Annotated in this window: 14 protein-coding genes; 6 read left to right on the forward strand and 8 right to left on the reverse strand. The window is 57.7% G+C overall.

Annotation, left to right across the window (positions count from 1 at the left end; translation table 11 throughout):
* Nucleotides 1-6 precede the first annotated feature (6 nt).
* From narH to KYE_RS15925, 3 genes are all read right to left on the reverse strand, one after another.
* On the reverse strand, nucleotides 7-1581 hold the full coding sequence (gene narH, locus KYE_RS15915; protein ID WP_008175403.1) for a nitrate reductase subunit beta: 1575 nt from the start codon (nucleotides 1579-1581) through the stop codon (nucleotides 7-9).
* Nucleotides 1578-5321: a nitrate reductase subunit alpha gene (locus tag KYE_RS15920; RefSeq protein WP_008175404.1), complete on the reverse strand. Its 3744-nt coding sequence runs from the start codon at nucleotides 5319-5321 to the stop codon at nucleotides 1578-1580. Before KYE_RS15920 ends, narH begins: the two co-directional genes overlap by 4 nt.
* Before the next feature lie 120 nt (nucleotides 5322-5441).
* A complete protein-coding gene (locus KYE_RS15925; protein WP_008175406.1) occupies nucleotides 5442-6710 on the reverse strand; it encodes an MFS transporter in 1269 nt (422 codons plus the stop codon).
* 181 nt (nucleotides 6711-6891) lie between these two features.
* Between KYE_RS15925 and KYE_RS15930 the strand changes: the two genes are divergently transcribed.
* The 3 genes from KYE_RS15930 to ubiT all read left to right on the forward strand — a co-directional run bounded on the left by KYE_RS15930 (nucleotide 6892) and on the right by ubiT (nucleotide 9988).
* Nucleotides 6892-8751: a histidine kinase gene (locus tag KYE_RS15930; protein WP_008175408.1), complete on the forward strand. Its 1860-nt coding sequence runs from the start codon at nucleotides 6892-6894 to the stop codon at nucleotides 8749-8751.
* A gap of 17 nt (nucleotides 8752-8768) precedes the next feature.
* Nucleotides 8769-9428, forward strand: a complete 660-nt coding sequence (narL, locus tag KYE_RS15935) for a two-component system response regulator NarL (protein WP_008175410.1) — start codon at nucleotides 8769-8771, stop codon at nucleotides 9426-9428.
* 68 nt (nucleotides 9429-9496) lie between these two features.
* Nucleotides 9497-9988: a ubiquinone anaerobic biosynthesis accessory factor UbiT gene (ubiT, locus tag KYE_RS15940; RefSeq protein ID WP_100169509.1), complete on the forward strand. Its 492-nt coding sequence runs from the start codon at nucleotides 9497-9499 to the stop codon at nucleotides 9986-9988.
* A 10-nt stretch (nucleotides 9989-9998) separates the two neighbouring features.
* On the opposite strand, the gene KYE_RS15945 is transcribed toward ubiT, so the two are convergent.
* A complete protein-coding gene (locus KYE_RS15945) occupies nucleotides 9999-11987 on the reverse strand; it encodes a putative bifunctional diguanylate cyclase/phosphodiesterase (RefSeq protein ID WP_008175413.1) in 1989 nt (662 codons plus the stop codon).
* Between the two features lie 785 nt (nucleotides 11988-12772).
* Here KYE_RS15945 and KYE_RS21230 point away from each other — a divergent pair.
* Nucleotides 12773-13099 carry a carboxymuconolactone decarboxylase family protein gene (locus tag KYE_RS21230; protein ID WP_081467548.1) on the forward strand — a complete coding sequence of 109 codons (327 nt, stop codon included), beginning with the start codon at nucleotides 12773-12775 and terminating at the stop codon, nucleotides 13097-13099.
* Nucleotides 13100-13176: 77 nt separating this feature from the next.
* On the opposite strand, the gene KYE_RS15960 is transcribed toward KYE_RS21230, so the two are convergent.
* From KYE_RS15960 to ubiU, 3 genes are all read right to left on the reverse strand, one after another.
* Nucleotides 13177-13539, reverse strand: coding sequence for a DUF488 domain-containing protein (locus KYE_RS15960; protein WP_008175419.1), 363 nt, complete (start codon nucleotides 13537-13539; stop codon nucleotides 13177-13179).
* A gap of 109 nt (nucleotides 13540-13648) precedes the next feature.
* Nucleotides 13649-14542 carry a U32 family peptidase gene (locus KYE_RS15965; protein ID WP_008175421.1) on the reverse strand — a complete coding sequence of 298 codons (894 nt, stop codon included), beginning with the start codon at nucleotides 14540-14542 and terminating at the stop codon, nucleotides 13649-13651.
* 13 nt (nucleotides 14543-14555) lie between these two features.
* Nucleotides 14556-15551, reverse strand: coding sequence for a ubiquinone anaerobic biosynthesis protein UbiU (gene ubiU / locus KYE_RS15970; RefSeq protein WP_008175423.1), 996 nt, complete (start codon nucleotides 15549-15551; stop codon nucleotides 14556-14558).
* A 292-nt stretch (nucleotides 15552-15843) separates the two neighbouring features.
* Between ubiU and KYE_RS15975 the strand changes: the two genes are divergently transcribed.
* Entirely contained in the window at nucleotides 15844-17859 is a 2016-nt protein-coding gene (locus tag KYE_RS15975) for a methyl-accepting chemotaxis protein (RefSeq protein ID WP_008175425.1), read from the forward strand.
* A gap of 114 nt (nucleotides 17860-17973) precedes the next feature.
* On the opposite strand, the gene hemN is transcribed toward KYE_RS15975, so the two are convergent.
* Nucleotides 17974-19392: an oxygen-independent coproporphyrinogen III oxidase gene (gene hemN, locus KYE_RS15980; protein WP_008175427.1), complete on the reverse strand. Its 1419-nt coding sequence runs from the start codon at nucleotides 19390-19392 to the stop codon at nucleotides 17974-17976.
* A 205-nt stretch (nucleotides 19393-19597) separates the two neighbouring features.
* Here hemN and KYE_RS15985 point away from each other — a divergent pair, with 205 nt between their 5' ends.
* Nucleotides 19598-21130, forward strand: coding sequence for a cryptochrome/photolyase family protein (locus KYE_RS15985; protein WP_008175429.1), 1533 nt, complete (start codon nucleotides 19598-19600; stop codon nucleotides 21128-21130).
* Nucleotides 21131-21145: the final 15 nt, after the last annotated feature.

Here is a 21145-nt window from a genome sequence, read left to right on the forward strand (position 1 = left end):
GCCTCCTTATTCCTGCAGCTGTTTCGGGTCAACCTGCTTCACGGTCGACAGCTTCTGGACCATGCTGGTGGTCTGTTTGCGGCCACCGAACATGTTGAACTTGCTGTCGCCGTTGCAGCCTTCACCGAAGCTGAAGCCGCAACCGTTGCGCTCGCCATGGGCGGTGGCATCGGGGAAGGCTTCTTTCGCCAGCTCGCGGTGGCTGGTGGGAATCACGAAGCGGTCCTCGTAGTTGGCGATGGCCAGGTAGCGGTACATCTCGTCCGCCTGGGCCTTGGTCAGACCGGCTTCTTCAAGGGCGCGCAGGTCTTCCTTGCCTTCAACGGTCTCGGCACGCTTGTACAGACGCATGGCCATGATCCGCTTGAGAGCCCGGACAATCGGCTTCTCGTCACCAGCTGTAAGCAGGTTGGCCAGATACTTCACCGGGATCCGCAAGCTTTCGATCTTCGGCAGTATGCCGTCGAATTCGACCTTGCCGGCTTCCGCCGCGGACTGGATCGGGCTCAGGGGCGGCACGTACCAGACCATGGGCAGGGTGCGGTATTCCGGGTGCAGCGGCAGGGCCAGTTTCCAGTCCACCGCCATCTTGTACACCGGGCTCTGCTGGGCGGCTTCGATCACGTTCATCGGGATGCCGTCTTTCTTCGCCTGCTCGATCACTTTCGGGTCGAACGGATCCAGGAAGATTTCCAGCTGCTTTTCATAGAGTTCATGCTCGCCCGGGGCGCTGGCCACTTCCTCGATGCGGTCTGCGTCGTAAAGCAGCACACCGAGATAGCGAATCCGGCCAACACAGGTCTCGGAGCACACGGTGGGCATGCCGGCTTCGATCCGCGGATAGCAGAAAATGCACTTCTCGGACTTGCCGGTTTTCCAGTTGAAGTAGATCTTCTTGTACGGGCAGCCGGAGACACACATCCGCCAGCCACGGCACTTGTCCTGGTCGATCAGGACGATGCCGTCTTCCTCACGCTTGTAGATGGCACCACTCGGGCAGCTGGCAACACACGCCGGGTTCAGGCAGTGCTCGCACAGGCGCGGCAGGTACATCATGAAGGTGTTTTCGAACTGGCCGTAGATATCCGCCTGTACCTGGTCAAAGTTCTTGTCCTTGCGGCGCTTGGCGAACTCGGTACCCAGGATTTCTTCCCAGTTGGGACCCCATTCGATTTTCTGCATGCGCTGGCCGGAGATCAGCGAGCGCGGCCGGGCAACCGGCTGGTGCTTGCTGTCGCCAGCGGTGTGCAGGTGCTGGTAGTCGAAATCGAACGGCTCGTAGTAGTCGTCGATCTGGGGCAGGTCCGGGTTGGCGAAGATGTTCGCCAGTACCCGGAAACGGCCACCGATCTTCGGGCGGATCTTGCCGGAGCTGTCACGCATCCAGCCGCCCTTCCACTTGTCCTGGTTCTCCCACTCTTTCGGGTAGCCGATACCGGGCTTGGTCTCGACGTTGTTGAACCAGGCGTATTCCATGCCTTCACGGCTGGTCCATACGTTTTTGCAGGTGACTGAACAGGTGTGGCAACCGATGCACTTGTCCAGGTTCAGCACCATGCCGACTTGGGAACGGATCTTCATTTTACAGCCTCCTGAACAGTGTCATTGCCTTCACCGTCGAGCCAGTCGACGTTGTGCATCTTGCGAACCACCACGAATTCGTCGCGGTTGGAACCTACGGTTCCGTAGTAGTTGAAGCCGTAGGAATACTGGGCGTAGCCGCCGATCATGTGGGTCGGCTTCGGGCACACCCGGGTGACCGAGTTGTGGATACCGCCACGGGTACCGGTAATTTCCGAGCCCGGAATGTTCACGATCCGCTCCTGGGCGTGGTACATCATCACCATGCCGGGCATCACCCGCTGACTCACAACCGCCCGGGCTGCAATGGCGCCATTGGCGTTGAACAGCTCGATCCAGTCGTTGTCCTCAATGGCCAGTTCTTTTGCGTCGTCCTCACTCAGCCACACAATCGGGCCACCGCGGGACAGGGTCAGCATCAACAGGTTGTCGCTGTAGGTGCTGTGGATACCCCACTTCTGGTGCGGCGTGATCCAGTTCAGCGCTTTCTCGGCGTTGCCGTTGCTGCGCTGGTTGATCATGCTGCTGACCGTCTTGGTGTTGATCGGCGGGCGATACACCAGCAGGCTCTCGCCGAAGGCGCGCATCCACTCGTGGTCCTGGTAGAACTGCTGACGACCAGTCAGGGTGCGCCAGGGGATCAGCTCATGGACGTTGGTGTAACCGGCGTTGTAGGAGACATGCTCGTCTTCCAGACCAGACCAGGTCGGGCTGGAGATGATCTTGCGCGGCTGCGCCACGATATCCCGGAAGCGGATCTTTTCCTCTTCCTTGTTCTTCGCCAGATGGGTGTGGTCCAGGCCGGTCATTTCTGACAACGCAGCCCAGGCTTTCACCGCAACCTGGCCGTTGGTTTCCGGGGCCAGTGTCAGGATGACCTCGGCTGCATCAATGGCACTCTCGATCTTCGGACGGCCTGCGTTCGCCCCCTCGATGTGGGTGTAGTTCAGATCCTTGAGGAAGTTCACTTCCTTCTCGGTGTTCCAGTTGATGCCCTTGCCACCGTTACCCAGCTTGTCCATCAAAGGACCAAGCGAAGTGAAGCGCGCGTAGGTGTTCGGGTAGTCCCGCTCAACGGTGATGAAGTTGGGCGCGGTCTTGCCCGGGATCAGGTCGCACTCGCCGCGCTTCCAATCCTTCACATCAAACGGCTGGCCCAGCTCGGCCGGAGCGTCGTGCAGCAGCGGCAGGGTAACCACGTCTTTCTCGACACCCAGGTGGCCTTCGGTGGCCTTGGAGAACGCCTTGGCAATGCCCTTGTAGATCTCCCAGTCACTGCGCGCTTCCCAGGCCGGATCGGTAGCGGCGGTCAGCGGGTGGATGAACGGGTGCATGTCGGAGGTATTCAGATCGTTCTTCTCGTACCAGGTGGCCGTTGGCAGAACGATGTCTGAATACAGACAGGTGGTGGACATACGGAAATCCAGGGTCACCAGCAAGTCGAGCTTGCCTTCCGGCGCCTCGTCATGCCATTTGACCTCTTTCGGCTTGGCGCCACCTTCGTGGCCCAGATCCTTGCCCTGCAGGCCACTCTTGGTACCCAGCAGGTACTTGAGCATGTACTCGTGGCCCTTACCGGAGGACCCCAGCAGGTTGGATCGCCAGATAAACATATTGCGCGGATGGTTCTGGGGCGCTTCCGGATCCTCACTGGCAAACGCCAGGGAACCGTCCTTCATGGACTGCGCCACATAGTCCGACACTTCCATTCCGGCTTTTTCCGCCTCGGCAGCAATACCCAGCGGGTTGCGGTTGAGCTGCGGGGCAGACGGCAGCCAGCCCATGCGCTCGGCGCGCACGTTGTAGTCAATCAGGCTGCCGCCGAATTTGGACTTGTCCGCCAACGGCGACAGGATCTCATCGACACCCAGCTTCTCGTAACGCCACTGACCGGAGTGGGCGTAGAAGAAGGAGGTGGAGTTCATATGCCGGGGCGGACGCTGCCAGTCCAGACCAAAGGCCAGGGGCTGCCAGCCGGTCTGCGGACGCAGCTTTTCCTGGCCTACATAGTGAGCCCAACCGCCACCGCTCTGGCCGATACAGCCACACATGATCAGCATGTTGATCAGGCCGCGGTAGTTCATGTCCATGTGGTACCAGTGGTTCATACCGGCACCGACGATGACCATGGACCGGCCCTTGGTCTTGTCGGCGTTGTCGGCAAACTCACGGGCAATACGGATCACTTTCTCGGCGGGGACGCCGGTGATCTTTTCCTGCCACGCAGGGGTGTAGGGCTTCACTTCGTCATAGGAAGTGGCACCGTCGTCCTCGCCCAGGCCACGGCTGATGCCGTAGTTGGCCACCATCAGGTCGTAAACGGTGACCACGCGCCCTTCGGAGCCGTCCGCCAGCTGCACCTTGCGGGTACCCAGCTTGTGCTTGAGGATGTCCTTGATTTCCACGTGCTTGAAGTGGTCGTGCTCGATACCACCGAAGTACGGGAAGGCAACGTCCACAACGTCATCGTGCTTCTCGACCATGGACAGCTGCAGGTTGACGTCGGAGCCCTTGGCGGTTTGCTTCAGGTTCCACTTGCCCTTTTCGCCCCAGCGGTAGCCAATGGAACCATTGGGCGCCGTCAGCTCACCGGAGGCCTCATCGATCGCGATGGTTTTCCACTCGGGGTTGTTTTCTTCACCCAGCCCGTCCACCAGGTCACTGGCGCGCAGGAAGCGGCCCGGCACGAAGCTGCCGTCATCCTTCTCTTCCAGCATGACCAGGTAAGGCATGTCGGTGTAGCGACGCACGTAGTCGGTGAAGTACTCACTGGGGTTGTCGACGTGGAACTCTTTCAGGATCACGTGGCCCATGGCCATGCCCAGAGCGGCATCGGTGCCCTGCTTGGGGTTCATCCACTCGTCGGACAGCTTGGAGACTTCGGCGTAATCCGGAGTAATGGCGACGGTCTTGGTGCCCTTGTAGCGAACTTCGGTAAAGAAGTGGGCGTCCGGGGTACGGGTCTGGGGTACGTTGGAGCCCCAGGCAATGATATAGCCGGAGTTGTACCAGTCTGCGGATTCAGGCACGTCGGTCTGCTCACCCCAGGTTTGCGGGGAGGCCGGCGGCAGGTCGCAGTACCAGTCGTAGAAGCTCATGCAGACGCCACCGATCATGGACAGGTAACGGCTGCCGGCTGCGTAGGAGACCATGGACATGGCAGGAATCGGCGAGAAGCCGATGATGCGGTCTGGGCCATGCTTTTTGGCGGTGTAAACGTTGGAGGCGCCAATCAGCTCGTTGACTTCATCCCAGCTTGAGCGCACGAACCCGCCCATGCCACGGCGGGGCTTGTACTCAGCGGTTTTCTTGGGGTCTTCCACGATAGAAGCCCAGGCCTCCACCGGATCATTGAACTGCATGCGCGCGGCACGCCAAAGCTTCATCAGATGCTTGCGCATCAGCGGGTATTTCAGCCGGTTGGCGCTGTACATGTACCAGGAGTAGCTGGCACCACGGGGGCAGCCACGGGGCTCGTGGTTAGGCAGATCCGGACGGGTACGGGGATAGTCGGTTTGCTGGGTTTCCCAGGTAACCAGGCCGTTCTTGACGTAAATTTTCCAGCTGCAGGAGCCGGTGCAGTTTACGCCGTGGGTGGAGCGCACAACTTTGTCGTGCTGCCAGCGCTGGCGGTAGCTGTCTTCCCACTCGCGGCTGACTTCGTGGGTTTCGCCGTGTCCGTTCGCGAACGGCTCGCGCTTCTTCCTGAAGTAACTCAGTTTATCGATCAAATGACTCATGGTCTCTCTCCGTCTGCCGGATCGTTTCTCCGATTTGAGACCATTGTGTGTGAGAAAAACCGCGAAATCTGCGTGGTTACTACCTCATAACCCGTTTCTACCACCCTGGGGGTAGGTGGCTTATATCCCCGGGTGGAGTAGGTGTTCACGCTCGTGTCGGCGACTTTCCCGGGCAAACAGGAAAAGACAGCCCACAAGCAGCAGGAAGAGAATCATGAAGACCGCACTGCGGATACCCAGCCAGTGGTTAACGCTGCTGAAAATCACCGGCAGAACAAAGGCTACGGAACAGGCACTCACCAGCAGCAAGCCGGCAACAAAGGCCGCCACCGAACGATTTTCAACAATAACCAGCCGCTGGAGGCTACCCATGGTGCAGCCCATGGCCAGCCCGAGCGTGACGACAAACACACCCTCCAGTTGCATGGGCAGGGCAAATTCAACCCGGATAGTGGCGTCAACGCCCTGGATAAACAGGGTCATGGGTGGGTAGGACAAAACAAACAGCGCCATCAGACAGACCATCAGTGCTCGGCTGACAACCCTTGCACTGCCGAACCGATCGGCAAATCCGCCTCCCACAATCTGGGCCAGGGCCCCGGGAATCACAAACCATTGAGCCAGGCGCGCGCCGGAATCCACTGACAGATCGAACTGTGACGACAAATAATCCGGCAGCCACAAAGCCAACGCAAAGAAGCTGCCGGCGACAACGCCAAAATAGCCACAAAGCTGACCGGCCCGCCTCGTCTGCATGCGGTGGAGCAGCACCCGGACTGAGGTTTCGGCGGTCGGGTCCGCCTCGGCGTCTTCCGGATCGGTAAGCATGACCAGCAGCGCAAGCACCAGCAACAGCACGATCAGATAGGCCAGCGGCACCCCGTGCCAGGAAAAGGCCTCATGGAACAGTGGCACCAGGTAGTAGTTGAATCCCGCGCCGGTCACACCGGCGCCAAACACCCCGAGCACAAGGCCCAGGCGTCTAGATTCACAGTGTCCTGTCACGAACTGCAACCCGGCACTGTAGAATCCACCCGCCAGCCCGAGGCCGCCGGCGGCAATCAGGTACCCGGGGAAGGTATCGGTGGTCAGAAGTATCACCATGCAGGCTGCGAGTCCGGCCAGGCAAATCAGCATGATCCGGCGGGCGCCGAATTTCTGCGCCGCCAGGCCCGCTGGAACGGCCAGCGCCGCGCCCACCGCCATCGGCATCGCCAGCAGGAATCCAAACTGCAAGTCGCTGAGAGCCAGCTCCGAACGCAGATGGACTCCGGCCACCGCAAACAGAGTCCAGCACCCGGCAGCAACAACAAAGCCCGCCACCGCCAACGGCAGCACCACTGCCAATGACGCCAGCCGGTCATCTGCATGATCCGTTTCGGACTTCATTACTGTCGCTCTTCTGGAAACCTGTTTTTCAGTTTCTTCTTTTGATCATAAAAGGGTCAAAGATTATGATGGGTTACCAACTATTGGGGTAATTGACTATCCTCAAGGAGGTATCACCGAATCTTGGTGCGGGGCATAATTCACCCACCCCCGCCACACGCATTGATGCGCAAGAGACTGAATGAAATCCAGAAGCCCGCTTGTAAACCGAATCGCCCTCGTTGTTGGCGCCGTGGTGGTGACAGCCCTTGTCAGCATGGCGACCACGCTTGCGGTTTCCAAAAGCATCGAAGGCAATGCCACCGCGATCAATCTGGCGGGCGCCCTGCGCATGGGGGCCTTTCAGTTGCTTGCCCGGAGCGCGGGGCCTGTCGTTTCAGAATCCGGGGAGCGCTCAATCGGGCAGATGCTGGAGCGCTACGAGACCAAGTTGGCTGACGCCAGCATTACCGACGCCATCCCCGAGAACCGTGACCATCCTCTGGCCGCCCAGTACGAGGCCATTCTTCAATCCTGGGAAACCGTGCTTCGGCCTGCCCTGCAGGAACACGACCAGAGCACCCCCATTTCCGCGGCCATGCTCGCTTCAACGCAGCAATACGTTGATAACGTAGACCAGCTGGTCAATATGCTGGAACAGCGAACCGAAGCCCGTATTGACCTGCTGCACCTGATTCAGATCATCAGCCTGGCTTTTTCCATTCTTATCATCGTGGCGCTGTTCATCGATCTGAAAAACCGTATTTTGCGGCCACTGCGCAAGCTGGTCAGCATCGCCATCGCCGTGGGCGACCAGGACTTTTCCCGTAAGGCCAACCTGAGCGGCTCCGACGAGCTGGCACAACTTGGCCAGGCCTTTGACCAGATGACCAGCGAGCTGGCACTGACCTATTACGAGCTGGAAGAAAGGGCCCGCCTGAAAACGGAAGAGCTTGAAAGGAGCCACGCGGCCCTTCAACTCCTGCATTCCGCAAGCCGGGACCTGTTTGCCAAACACGACCTGTGCAATGGGGCGATCCCCATGCTTCAGGAGCTTGAGCAGCTACTGGGCATTGGCCCGATCCGCCTCTATCTCCATGACAAGGAATCCTCAGAGCCAATTCAAGCAATCACGACCGCCAGCCGGGAACGGCCCTTCTACTGCCGTGATCACCACTGCAATGCCTGCCTGGTGACGCCAGAGGCCTATGACGAGCTTCCCGTGGAATCCAACGACGGTCGGCGGCTCCTGCTACCGATCCGTACCCCCGGACAGCTGCTGGGTACACTGGAGGTCTGGTACCCGGCTGAGGAAGGTCTTTCGAAAACCTCCCGGCGGCTGTTGGAAACCCTCAGCGACCAGCTGGCCACGGCCATTTTCCTGGAACGGCAGATTACCGAGGAGCAGCAGCAGACGCTTGCTGAAGAACGCACCGTGATTGCCCGGGAACTCCATGATTCTCTGGCCCAGTCACTTTCATACCTGAAAATGCAGGTTGCCCGGCTGCGACGCCTCAACATCGACGGCGAGCAACAAAAAACTCACGAGGCAATTCTCGACGAACTCAGTACCGGCCTGAACAGTGCCTATCGCCAGTTGCGGGAGCTGCTGGCGACGTTCAGGCTGAAGCTGGACACGCCGGATCTTGCTACTGCCCTGCAAAAGACCATTGAAGAGTTTTCCGAGCGGCTGGGTAAGCCGGTTGGGCTGCAGTACAATCTGCCGCCCCAGACCCTGTCGCCGAATGAAGAGATCCATACCCTGCAGATTGTGAGGGAAGGCCTTGCCAACGCGGTCAAACATGCGGACGCCACAGACATAACTGTGGATGTTCTGTTCGAATCACCGCAGGTACGGGTGCGGATCCGGGATAATGGCAGGGGCCTGCCCGGCAGTGACCAGCCCGTCAATCATTACGGCCTGATAATCATGCAGGACCGCGCCCGGACCCTGGGCGGTAAGGTCGAAGTAAGCAACCGGGATGAAGGGGGTGTGGAAGTCACCCTGGGATTTGTTCCCAAAAGCCGAAACCTGATTCCCACAGAAGCATCAAATGCCTGAAAAAAAGAGAGAACCCGATGTCTGAGTCACCCGCAAGTATTCTGTTGATCGACGATCACCCGCTTCTTCGCCAGGGCATCAAACAGTTGATCGACATGGAAGACGATATGAGCGTGGCCGGAGAGGCCAGTAACGCTGCCGACGGCATTCGGCTGGCCACCGAACTGGAACCCGACCTGATCCTGATGGACTTGAACATGCCAGAGATGGACGGCATTGAGGCTCTGAAGAAACTGCGGGAACAGAACATCAGCTCCCGCATTGTGATGTTCACCGTGTCGGACCAGGAAGATGATGTTGTGGCGGCACTCCGGGCCGGTGCTGACGGCTACTTGCTGAAGGACATGGAACCGGAAGACATGATCACCCAGCTCCATCAGGCTGCGGTCGGCAAAATGGTGATCAGTGACCGACTGACCACCCTATTGGCAGAGGCCCTGCGCTCCAACAAGCCCCAACAGGCATCACGCCCGGATTTCGACAGCCTGACGCCACGGGAAAAGGATATTCTGCGCCTGATTGCCGAGGGTCTCTCCAACAAGATGATTGGTCGCAAGCTCGACATCAGTGACGGCACCGTCAAGGTCCATGTGAAACACCTGCTGAAGAAACTGAACCTGCGCTCAAGGGTGGAAGTGGCCGTTTGGGCAGTGGAAGAAGGCCTCCACAAGGGCTGAGTTATATCAAATCGTTCCAGAGTACTTTGCTTTACTCTGTGCCGGTTACTGACCGCCCGGAGTAAAGCATGGCTTTTTCACTACCTTCCACTGCCTCCCTGAACTCTCCCCTGATTGGGCAAACGCTTTCCGTCCTTCGGGAGTACCTACCCTCCCCCGCGCCCATGCTGGGCGCTATTGATCGCAGAATCCCGGTGCCCCTCAAGCAGCTGGCTGCAGAAGCACCGCTCAACCGCATTTTTGCCCAGGCCATTGATGAGGGAGAATTCGATGACTTCGAAGGCCGCCGGATTCGCCTGGAGGTGAACGGCGGACAACCCGGCATCACCATTGGCTTCTGGGCCGGCCGCCTGCGGGTGATCGACGGCCCCGGGGAGGCAACAATCCGCGGCTCGCTGACCGCCTTCAGAACCCTGGCGGAACGTCGACAGGACCCCGACCAGTTGTTTTTCCAGCGCAAGCTGGTTATCGAAGGTGACACGGAGCTGGGCCTGGGCGTAAAAAACCTGCTGGATAGCCTGGAGTGGTGTCTCAGTCTGCGAAATCTGTTGCGGCAATAGCTCTCTTGCGTTAGCGATGTTTTAGCCATTCGGGAAAGGGCCGCCAACTGGCAACCCATGCTGGCAGCTTTTCGGGCTCCATTGGCGGCGAGATGGCATAGCCCTGTGCGACCTCACAACCAAGCTCCAGCAAGATTTCACCCTGACGAACCGTCTCCACACCTTCCGCAATAAATTGTTTGCGAAATACCCGGGACAACTCGATAACACTCCGGAGTATCGAGTGGTTTTCCAGATCATTTTCGGCACCAGAAACGAATTCCCTGTCGAGTTTCAGAGTTTCTACTGGCAGCTGTTTAAGATACGACAATGAAGAGTAGCCGGTTCCAAAATCATCGAGTGAGAAAACCACACCCAGAGCCTGGCACGCTGAGATGGTAGCCACGGCCTGCCCCAGATCACCCAGCGTTGCGGATTCAAGAATCTCAAGATCCAGTCGAGAGGGATTGATGTCCGGAAATTCCTTGAGAATATTTGTCAGGGTCTCAGGAAACGCCTCGGACTGCAGATGCAAGGCAGCAATGTTAACGCTCACCTTCAGTTCGAGGTTCTGCTGATCCCAACGTTGCATTTGCCGCAGCGATTCCCGCAGAACCCACTCCCCAACTGAGATGCTCAGATTGTGGTGTTCAATTGCCGGCAGAAACTTGCCCGGAGACATCAACCCTTTGTCCGGGTGTTGCCAGCGTATCAGCGCCTCAGCCCCGACGATCTCGCCCGTTCGCAGGTTAACTTTGGGCTGATACAGGAGCCGGAAATTGTTTCTGGTAAGGGCCTCACGGATTCCTGACAGAATTATCTCTCTGGCACGGTAACGGCCCTGTTCTTCAGCATCCAGATATAGCCAGTCGCCTTTCGCTTCGTGCTTGGCAAGGAACAGTGTCTGGTTCGCTTTGCGAAGCAAACTATCAGCATCCGAAACCGTCTGCTCCACGACAAACACGATACCGGCCGTGAATTCGACGATCACTTGCTGATCATTCAGATGAAAGGCCTGCAGGCCCGATAGGCGCAGAGCTTCGAGCGTGGATTCTATTTCGCTCGTATCTGGTAGTAGCAGTATAAACTCATCGCCCCCTGTTCGGGCGAGGCGGGCTCCCGACGGGATTGAATCAAGCCAACGTCGCGTGAGAAGCTTGAGGAAATAATCGGCGGTGTCTTCGCCGAGCGTGGCATTGATCATCACAAAATCATCAAGATCAATAGCAACCACAGCACCCGACCAGCCCGACCCACTCTGACCTATTCCTTGTAACTGCTTCCTGAGTGCTTGAACGATTCCATTTCTGTTTAACAAGCCTGTCAACGGATCCTCAAATGCGAGCGCTTCCAGTTGTATTTGATATTCGCTGGCCTGATTATCCAAGGCCTCCTTTATTTGCTCTTGCTGAAGACGGTGCAGTTCATCTTCGGTTCGCAGTCGCGCCATTTTTTCCCGCATCAACTGAATGGTGCTTGCAGACAATTTGCCATAGATTTCGAGCAGCGCGCTGACCAGCACAGAAATGGAACCGCTCAACTCGGAATCCACCTTCTCGCTCGCCTCTCCGACCGTTAGCCCCTGATCCATCGCCCGAATGGTAAGCGCCATACGTCGGTCTGATTCAAGAATATGAAAAGCCAGCCACTTGGTAAGATAGTCAAATAGCTCGGTCAGTTTTTCTTCGTGGGATCCAGGCCCTTGCTTGAGCATCTGAATTCGCGCAAAAAACATTTGGTGGTTGTCGTGGTGATTCTTGGCCATTTCCGAATCGCCCAGGGCGCGATCCCAGATCTGCTCTTCAAACTGGAAGTGATAGGATGCATAAGACAGCAGTTCGTCCATTACCCGATCTGCCGTCATTTCCGAAGCATCTGAGGCAAAATGCCACGCTAGTCGATTCAGAATCTCCACCAGGGCTTTATGCTGATCATCAATATCCCCAAACCCGGTCTCAAAATTCCTGTTCCAGGGAAAAATCTCGAAAGTCGTTGATCCGTCAAACTGTGATTTCGCCAACTGATATCACCTCTATCGAAAAGCCGGTAGTCACAGAATAGCGCAAGACGCAGACAACAACCTGCCGAATCGTTCAGCGCGACTAGTCAGTTAAGTCTGCACTTACCCATGATTAGGTGGACCTGTTATGGGTATCGCAACGACGCTGATAGTGGGCGAAAATTAAACAGCATACTCTGGAACTCAATCTCGTTGAACCGATGAACAGCCTATCCCAAAACTCCCACAGGACGTTACAACCACCCACTTTGGTGGCTGACCGATTACAAACCCCACTCTGGGTTTTTGATATACAACATCTCAACATTGTCTGGGCCAATGCTGCTGGCGTGAGCCTCTGGGGCGCTCTGCTTTTGGCAGATGCTTTGCGAAAAAGGATTAAGGAAATGTCGTTTCCCCTGGTCGGCCATCAGACGATTAGTCTGGGGGTTGCTGAAGTTTCCCCCAATGAGCTGCCGTGCCAAGCTTTAATGCGAGCGGATATGGCGTTGTTCAAGGCCAAAGCCAATGGGCGGGACCGAGTAGAAGCCGCAGCCTAATCTCGCTGAACACTGGTAATTTCTCTGAAAAATTGCAAATAAGCCGCCAACACGAATAGTTGGTCGATTAGCATGTGCAAACTGACGCTATTGACGCCTGGATACGGCAGAGGCTGCATTATCTGAATGCATTTACCGATTCTATAATCCTGCAATGTCAGGTAAGGTTTTCGTTTAATATCAGAATCTCTTCACCGGTGAAACCGACCACGGAGGCTTGGCGGAACCCGCAAACGAGGCAATCAAATGAATAAACACGACAGCGAACTCCCCAAAACTTTCGTTGCCTTCAGCGAACGGTTTCCAGAGCTGCAACAAGCGCATAAACAGCTTGGTAAAGCCCTCGCCGATGCTGGCCCTCTGGATGAAAAAATGCGCGCTTTGGTAAAGCTCGGCGTTTGCGTTGGTGCGGGTCGCGAATCCGCGTTGAAGTCCCACATTCGTCGTAGTCTGGAACTGGGCCTCACACGTGAGGAAATCGAGCACGCGCTGGTGCTGGGCATGAATTCGATAGGCTTTCCGGCGACGGTTGCCGCTTGGCAGTGGGCTCAGGAAGCGCTCAGCCAGGAATAAGGTTCGCCGACAGACCAAGAAGGTGCGAGCGTTTTCAGCAATCTGGACGGCCCAACGGGCCGCCATTCTCCAATGATTCAGAGTTGGTCATTCAAAATATAATCCCGGAGCGCCACAGCATTGTTGTGCTCGGTATCCTTCGCAGCAAACACGAGCGTTATGCGGTCATGTTGCTCAAGCAGCTTCTTAAGTGCCTCAAGATCCTCGCTGGCATCACCTGATGTCAGCTCTTCAAGGTACCGCTCCCGAAACTCCGGCCATTTTTCGGGATCGTGACCGAACCACTTGCGCAGTTCAGTTGACGGCGCCAGACCCTTCAGCCAGTGAGCTATATCCGCATCTTCTTTGGCCACTCCCCGAGGCCAGATACGGTCAACAAGCAGCCGTGGGCCATCTGAGGTTGAGGGTTCTGCATAAGCGCGTTTCAGTCGGATATCCATAAGCGCATTCCTCCCGGATTTTCCAGAGAATAAAACTCGGGATATAGAGCAATCTCAGCAAACGACGCTAACAAAAACCAGCAAAAGTCGCAGGGGCGGTTTATCTATATCAAGTCGGGATCAGGTCCATCCCCGGCTTGCCATACCAGTACCCGTTGCACGGCGGTGCCTCCACCAGTTGCAGCGGGTCGGAGGCTGGCACTTCTCCCCGGCGGACCTGATCAAAGCGTCTGACCACCTCCTCCATGCCCTGATGTTCCGGGCTCAGGCGCACGGTGCTTACCCCCATACGCTCCATATCCGGCAACTCCCGCATCAGGTCGTAACGGGAGCCAGACAAGGTGGAAATGCCGTTGATGCGGAACAGCTCCTGGCTTTCCCGGGAGCGCAACTCCATGCCGTCCGGGTGCTGCAGGCAGCGGAACTCGCAGTTGTCTTTGGGCAGGTTGTAATGGCGGGCGGTAAAGCAACGGGAGGACCAGGCCAGGGGCAGGAAGCCCCAGGAAAACACCTCAGCGGGCAAATCCAGTTCCTCGCCTTTCAGCTCCTTGATGAGTTGCTCGAGGGTTTCCTTGCCCAGCTCCACTGGCAGATTCCAGCCCTGCAAGCCCTGCTTTGCCAGGATTTTCAGGGTAGCGGTATTGTAGATGTTCATGGACGGGCCGGTGACAAACGGAATCCTGTTCCGGATGGCCACCTGCAGGGCGCTCTGATCGTTGGCCTCTACCAGGAATTCATTCTGCTCACAGAACCGGCGCAGGCGACGCAAATCGGCCTCCGACTCAATCAGCGTGAGCGTGGAGAGCACCACATTCTTGCCACAGGCTTTCAGATCACGGGCCAGATCCAGCCAGTCATCCGGTTTCAGTTCCCGCCGGCGGGAGCACACCACCTCGCCCAGATAGATGGTATCCACCGGCCACTCGGCGGCATTGGCGTAGAAATCGAAAACCGTCTGCCTGGACCAGAACCACAGGATCGGCCCCAAGGATAACTTCAGCATGGGTGGTGAAACCTTATTTCCATTTGCGATGGTAGGCGCCCAGTGTTGTCAGGCCGCCCTCGGAAAGACCCGCCAGCGTCTGCTGCCATTGAGGCTCAACCGTAAAGCCGTTGGTGCCGGCTTGAAGGTCGTCCAGGGCATGGCGCCAGGTTCTGGCTACGTCCGCGATGTAGGCCGGGCTTCGTTGGCGCCCCTCAATCTTCACGGCACTGATACCCAGCGCCTGAAGCTCGGGTAGAAGGTCCAGGGTGTTCAGGCTCACCGGTTCTTCAATGGCGTGATAAACATGACTCTCAACTTCAAAACGGCCTTTGCATAGAGTCGGGTAGCCGGCGGATTCGCCCTGACCATAACGGTCGATCAGGACATTATTGAGTCGGGATTCAAGACCCTGGGAGGTTTCCTGCCAACGCACAGCTTTGGCAGGGGAACAGGCGCCCCGGGTATTAGGGGATTCATCGGTCAGGTAGGAGGACAGGTAGCAGCGGCCCTCAGCCATGATGCACAGGCTACCGAAGGCAAACACTTCCAGTTCCACCGGGCTGTGTTTGGCCACACCACGCACCTGGTCCAGCGAAAGAACCCGGGGCAGCACGGCCCGGCGAATATCGAAGTTATCTTTGTAAAAAGAGAGCGCTTCGTGGCTGGTGGCAGACCCCTGAACCGACAGATGCCGGGGGATGTGCGGATATCGTGTGGCGGCATAATCCAGGAGGCCCATGTCGGCCAGGATAATAGCGTCGACGCCGAGATTTGCGGCGCGGTCTACCGCTCCTTTCCACTGCTCCCAGCCATCTGGCTGCGGGTAGGTATTGATGGCACAGAAAACTCGCGTGCCCCGGAGGTGCGCGTACTCGATACCCTCGGCAGCGCGTTTGTCGTTGAAGTTCAGGCCGGCAAACTGACGGGCGTTGGTGCTGTCTTTAAAACCGAAGTAGACAGCGTTGGCACCGTTATCAACGGCGGTTTTCAGGGCCGGGAGGCTGCCGGCCGGGCACACAAGTTCCATGGTTTTTTCCGCCTTGAAGTAACGGCATCGACCATATCGGACACGTCGCCCGGCTACCTTGACCTTTGTCAGCAGGATACTCCCAATCTGCTGAATACCTCTGTGGTAGTACTCTACGCGGTAGTACGGACCCTGTTTTTAATTGATATTTATCAGAAACTTAACAAGCAGAAACATAAGCTTACCTGCCCGTAACTACCTCCACTGCTACTCCTTCACGCTGATAGAGAGCGACCTTGCTATGCCGGGATAATAGCGGCATATCCGACACGGACAGCCAAGGCAGAACGCTATGAAATTTATCAACAATCTCTCCATGCGGGGCAAACTGATCACTCTGGTGGTGCCGGCCCTGCTTGTTATCCTGTTTTTCGCGGCAGAAAGCGTCGTTCTGAATCAAGGCAAACTGGACGACATGCAACAACTGCTCGCAAAGATCGAACTGGCTGAAGCCGGTGATCCTCTCACCGAAGCCCTTCAGAAAGAGCGTGGTCGCTCCGCGGTTTTCCTTGCCAGCAGCCCGGGAAGCGATGCCGCCCGGCAGGCCGAAAGAGATCTTGCGGAACAGCGGCGACAAACCGACACGCGGATTTCAGACTATCAGCGCCACATCAATGCCCTGATGACAGATGCATCGTTTGACAGGACGGTTGAAACAAGCATTCAGTCCGTTCGCCAGGAGCTCGACAACATCGACGCCCTGCGCCGCTCCGTTGACAACCGCAGCGACGTTGCTCCCCGCTACACCGCGATGATCATGGGATTAATCGACCGGATTGGCCTTATTGTCCGGCGCTCAACCGATCCGGAATTGACCCGCGAGGTTAACGGTTACTATGCCCTCGCCAAGGTTGCCGAGATGGCCGGCCGCGAAAGAGCCGCGGGCGCCTCCATGATTCGCGGCGGTGACTTCGATCTGCCCACCATGGCCCGAATTGCGGGTCTCGGCGGGCAGCAGGAAGCCTTTCTCAACGAAGCCATAACAATGCTGGCCGCTGACAATGAGATCCGGGCAACCCTGGAAAACCAGAGCCTCAGCGTTGCAAGCCAGGCGCTGGCGCAGCGTCGTGAAACGCTGTTCAGCAGCCCGTCAGGCATGTATGCACTGGACGCTTCTGACTGGTTCACAACCACCACCCAGCGAATCGGCAACCTCAATCAGGCGAGAAAGGAGATGTTATCCGACGTAATGAGCCTGGCATCAGAAGGCGTTGCCGACGCCCGGAACGACCTGAGGCTGGCCTCCGGCATTTCCACAGGTGCCGTTCTGGCTGTACTGGTGCTGATGCTGGTGATTATCCGTGCCATCAATCTCCAGGTCGGCCGCCTGCTTGATGGCGTTCGGTTTGCCATGGACAACAAGGACCTGACCCGCGAGATTGAAATCTCCAGCCATGATGAGGTGGGCACCATTGGCAAGGCCATTAACGACCTGTTCGGACGCTTTGGCAATGCCCTGCTCCACATCGACAAATCCAGCGTCCAGCTGGCCACTGCTACGGAAGAGACCAGCTCTACGGCCGGCCAGAACGCCAGCCAGGTGAAAAACCAGCAGCAACAGATTGAGCAGGTGGCTGCGGCCACCGAAGAAATGTCGGCCACCTCCGAGGAAATCTCCCGGAACACCCAGCAGGTGGCCGATGCCGCACGCAGCGCCATGGAGAAAAGCCGCAGTGGCGAGCAGGTGCTGCACGGCAGCGTGAAGAGTATTCGCTCCCTGGCGAAGTCGGTTCAGACGGTGAATGAGGTAATCGAAGAACTGGAGAACCGCAGCTCAACCATCGCCGACGTGGTGGACGTAATCCGGAAGGTTGCCGACCAGACCAACCTGCTGGCGTTGAACGCTGCGATTGAAGCCGCCCGCGCAGGCGAGCACGGCCGGGGGTTTGCCGTGGTTGCCGACGAAGTCCGGACCCTGGCACAACAGACTCACGAGTCTACGACCCAGATTGAGGACATTATCAACGGGTTCCAGAGCATTACCGACAGTGCCAGCCGTTCGATTGTGGAAAGCCACAAACTGGCGAACGCCACCAGCGAGCAGGCATCAGAACTGGAGCAGACCTTCGCCGATATCCTGACCGATGTGAACAGCATCTCCGATATGGCCAGCCAGATTGTCACCGCCTCCGAAGAGCAGGTCGCGGTTACCCGGGAACTGGCGGGCAATATGGAATCGGTCAGTGAAGCGGCGATCCTGACCCTCACCGGCTCCCAGGAAATCACCCAGGTGACCGGCGAGCAGGCACGGCTGGCCAGGGTCCTGCAGGACCTGGCCAACGAGTTCAAGGTGCCGGCCTACAGCTGAAACCTGCAAACGAAAAAAGGGGCTGTCCGGTAACGGGCAGCCCCTTTTTTTACTCTGGAAAATAACTGGGGGTCAGAAGAAAGCTTTCTTCTGACCCCCAGTTCGCTATTCCCGTCAGATAATCCGGGAGAACCGCTGGCTGGCACCTTCTTTGCGGTACAGGTCAAAGATCTGGCAGATGGCCCGGATTAGCAGCCGGCCGGCGGGCTGAACCTGAAGGGCATTGCCATCATCAGCAATCAACTCATCCTGAATCATCGGCTTCAAACGGCTGAGCTCATCGGCAAAATAACGGTTCAGATCTTCCTGCCAGACATCTGCAAACAGCTGACGGTCCAGCCGGAACTGGCAAATCAGCTGGCCGATCACCCAGCGGCGGATTCGGTCGTCCCGAGTGAGGTTGACGCCTTTGGTGATGGCCAGCTGGCCCGCATCAATGGCCGCCTCCCAGGAAGGCAGGTCGTGATTGTTCTGGAAATAGGCATCATCTGTCTGACCGATCGCGGAAACGCCAAGGGAGACCAGATCGCATTCGGAGTGGGTGGTGTAGCCCTGGAAATTCCGGTGCAGACGGCCTTCCCGTTGCGCCACGGCCAGGCTGTCATCCGGCTTGGCGAAGTGGTCCATGCCAATGTATTCGTACCCGGCGTCCAGCAGGCGGTTGATGGTGTTGTGCAGGATGGTCAGCTTCTGCTGTGGACTGGGCAAGGTGTCGCCCTGAATCCGGGTCTGCGGATAGAAGCGGTCCGGCAGGTGGGCATAGCTGAACACCGAGAGACGGTCCGGTGACATTTCAAGCACCGCTTCCAGGGTCTCGGCGAAGCTTTCCGGCGTCTGGTACGGCAGGCCGTAGATCAGGTCCAGGTTGATGGACCGGAAGCCGATGCGCCGCGCCTCGTTGAGCACGGCTTCGGTCATGGCCCGGGGCTGGATACGGTTCACTGCTTTCTGAACCTCCGGGTTTACATCCTGTACCCCCAGACTGATCCGGTTGAAGCCCAGGTTCCACAGGGTTGGCAGGGTATCCTGGTCCACTTCCCGCGGGTCAATTTCCACACTGTAATCCCGCTCATCACCGGTTTGCAGGTTGAACAGCTCCCCGTATCCCGCCATCAGGTGTTCCATCACATCTTTAGGCAAAAACGTGGGGGTACCGCCACCCCAATGCAGCTGGGTCACCGGCCGGTCGGCCCCGAACAGTTTTGACTGGATGGCCGCCTCTTTCAGCACCCGCTCCACGTAGGGCATTGCCTTGTCGCGTTTTTTGGTGATCACCTTGTTGCAGGCGCAGTAGTAGCAAAGGTGCGCGCAGAACGGCAGGTGAGTGTACAGCGACAGCGGCCGGCCACTGGCCTTGCTGCGAGCCGCGGCTTTGACCATGTCCTCAATCGGGTAGTTCTGGTTGAACTCGACGGCCGTGGGATAGGAGGTGTACCTCGGGCCGCTGAGGTCGTAGCGGCGAATCAGGGCGTCATCCCAGATGAATTCTGGCAGTGTTGAGTCTTGGGCTTTGAGTGCGGGTGTGGAGGTCATAATAGGCGCTCTGGGGTAAAACGGGGGCATCCAGGATTTGCCGGCATTTTAGGGCAATCCTTTGACTGGTTTTTTGATTCGGGTCAGGTGACTGATGGTTTCAGTTTACCAGTCCGGTTACTGAACCACCCTTGGGCTCTTGGCGTACTTGGTTTACCCCTTTGTGGGCATAGCCCGCAGCATACTGACTGGAGAATTCCTCACCATGGCCAACCTGATTCTGATCCTCGGCGACCAATTAACGAGAGACATCAACGCACTCGAAAACGCCGACCGGGACCGGGATCTGGTGGTAATGGCGGAGGTACACGACGAGGCCAGCTACACCAACCACCACAAGAAGAAAATCGTGCTGCTGTTCAGTGCCATGCGTCACTTTGCCCGGCAACTGGAGAGCGATGGCTGGCAGGTTCATTACCAGGCCTATCATCCGGACAACCAACACCAGAGCCTTGAGGCCGTGGTTGGCGAACAGGTGAAGCGGCTCAATGCGGAAAAAGTAATCACCACCGAGTGTGGCGAATGGCGACTGCATGAGCAGATCAGTGGCTGGCACGAACGCCTCGGGGTGCCGGTGGAAATCCGGCCGGATACACGGTTTATTGCATCCAAACAGGAGTTTGCCGACTGGGCAGAGGGCCGCAAGCAGCTGCGGATGGAATTCTTCTACCGGGAGATGCGGCGCAAGACCGGGTTGTTGATGACATCTGAGGGTGAGCCCGAGGGCGGGCAGTGGAACTTCGATGCGGACAACCGGAAGAAATGGACCGGCAAACCGCCGGCGCCGGCGCCATTCCGGATAGAGCCGGATGCCATTACCCGGGATGTGATCGGTCTGGTGGACGAGCATTTCGGCGATCATTTCGGCACCACCGGCGATTTCCATTTTGCTGTAACGGCCGAGGACGCAGAAGCTGCGCTTGAGCACTTCATCGATTTCGCTCTGCCCTGTTTCGGCGATTATCAGGACGCGATTTCCGACACCGAGGACTGGCTGTTTCACTCGATTCTTTCGCCCTATATCAATTCCGGGCTGCTGGATCCGGTTACGGTTTGCGAGGCGGCGGCCCAGGCGTGGTATTCAGGGCGAGCGCCGATCAACGCGGTGGAGGGATTCATCCGTCAGATACTGGGCTGGCGCGAATTCGTGCGGGGAATTTACTGGATGAACATGCCCGGGTATGCGCAGGAGAACCGCCTGGGCAACACCCGCGCCCTGCCCTGGTTCTACTGGACCGGGGACACCAGGATGCGGTGCATGCACAAGGCCATTGATGCCACCCGTCGTAACGCCTACGCCCACCACATTCAGCGCCTGATGGTTACCGGCAACTTCGCGCTGCTGGCCGGCATCAAGCCGGAGGAGATCTGCGACTGGTACCTGGCGGTATACGCCGATGCCTACGACTGGGTGGAACTGCCCAACGTGCTTGGCATGGTGATGCACGCCGATGGCGGCTACCTGGGCTCAAAGCCCTATGCCGCCAGCGGCAAGTACATCCAGCGCATGTCGGACCACTGCGCCAACTGCCATTACAAGGTGAACAAATCCACCGAATCAGACGCCTGCCCGTTCAACGCCCTGTACTGGCATTTCATCGATCGCCATCGGGACGACTTTGCCAAAAACCCGCGTATGGGCATGATGTACCGGAACTGGGACAAGCAGAAGCCCGAGAAACGGGAAGCGCTGCTCCAGCGCGCGGAGAATCTGATCGCCAATATTGAAAAGCTCTAGGTCAGAACTTTGGCG

The organism is Marinobacter manganoxydans MnI7-9, assembly GCF_000235625.1.
Taxonomy (GTDB): Bacteria; Pseudomonadota; Gammaproteobacteria; order Pseudomonadales; family Oleiphilaceae; genus Marinobacter; species Marinobacter manganoxydans.

Coding starts and splice junctions, on each gene's coding strand:
- hemN (WP_008175427.1), bottom strand. CDS start 19,392: ATGACCTCCACACCCGCACTCAAAGCCCAAGACTCAACACTGCCAGAA.
- KYE_RS15930 (WP_008175408.1), top strand. CDS start 6,892: ATGAAATCCAGAAGCCCGCTTGTAAACCGAATCGCCCTCGTTGTTGGC.
- ubiT (WP_100169509.1), top strand. CDS start 9,497: ATGGCTTTTTCACTACCTTCCACTGCCTCCCTGAACTCTCCCCTGATT.
- KYE_RS15920 (WP_008175404.1), bottom strand. CDS start 5,321: ATGAGTCATTTGATCGATAAACTGAGTTACTTCAGGAAGAAGCGCGAG.
- ubiU (WP_008175423.1), bottom strand. CDS start 15,551: ATGGAACTTGTGTGCCCGGCCGGCAGCCTCCCGGCCCTGAAAACCGCC.
- narL (WP_008175410.1), top strand. CDS start 8,769: ATGTCTGAGTCACCCGCAAGTATTCTGTTGATCGACGATCACCCGCTT.
- narH (WP_008175403.1), bottom strand. CDS start 1,581: ATGAAGATCCGTTCCCAAGTCGGCATGGTGCTGAACCTGGACAAGTGC.
- KYE_RS15960 (WP_008175419.1), bottom strand. CDS start 13,539: ATGGATATCCGACTGAAACGCGCTTATGCAGAACCCTCAACCTCAGAT.
- KYE_RS15965 (WP_008175421.1), bottom strand. CDS start 14,542: ATGCTGAAGTTATCCTTGGGGCCGATCCTGTGGTTCTGGTCCAGGCAG.
- KYE_RS15925 (WP_008175406.1), bottom strand. CDS start 6,710: ATGAAGTCCGAAACGGATCATGCAGATGACCGGCTGGCGTCATTGGCA.
- KYE_RS21230 (WP_081467548.1), top strand. CDS start 12,773: ATGAATAAACACGACAGCGAACTCCCCAAAACTTTCGTTGCCTTCAGC.
- KYE_RS15985 (WP_008175429.1), top strand. CDS start 19,598: ATGGCCAACCTGATTCTGATCCTCGGCGACCAATTAACGAGAGACATC.
- KYE_RS15975 (WP_008175425.1), top strand. CDS start 15,844: ATGAAATTTATCAACAATCTCTCCATGCGGGGCAAACTGATCACTCTG.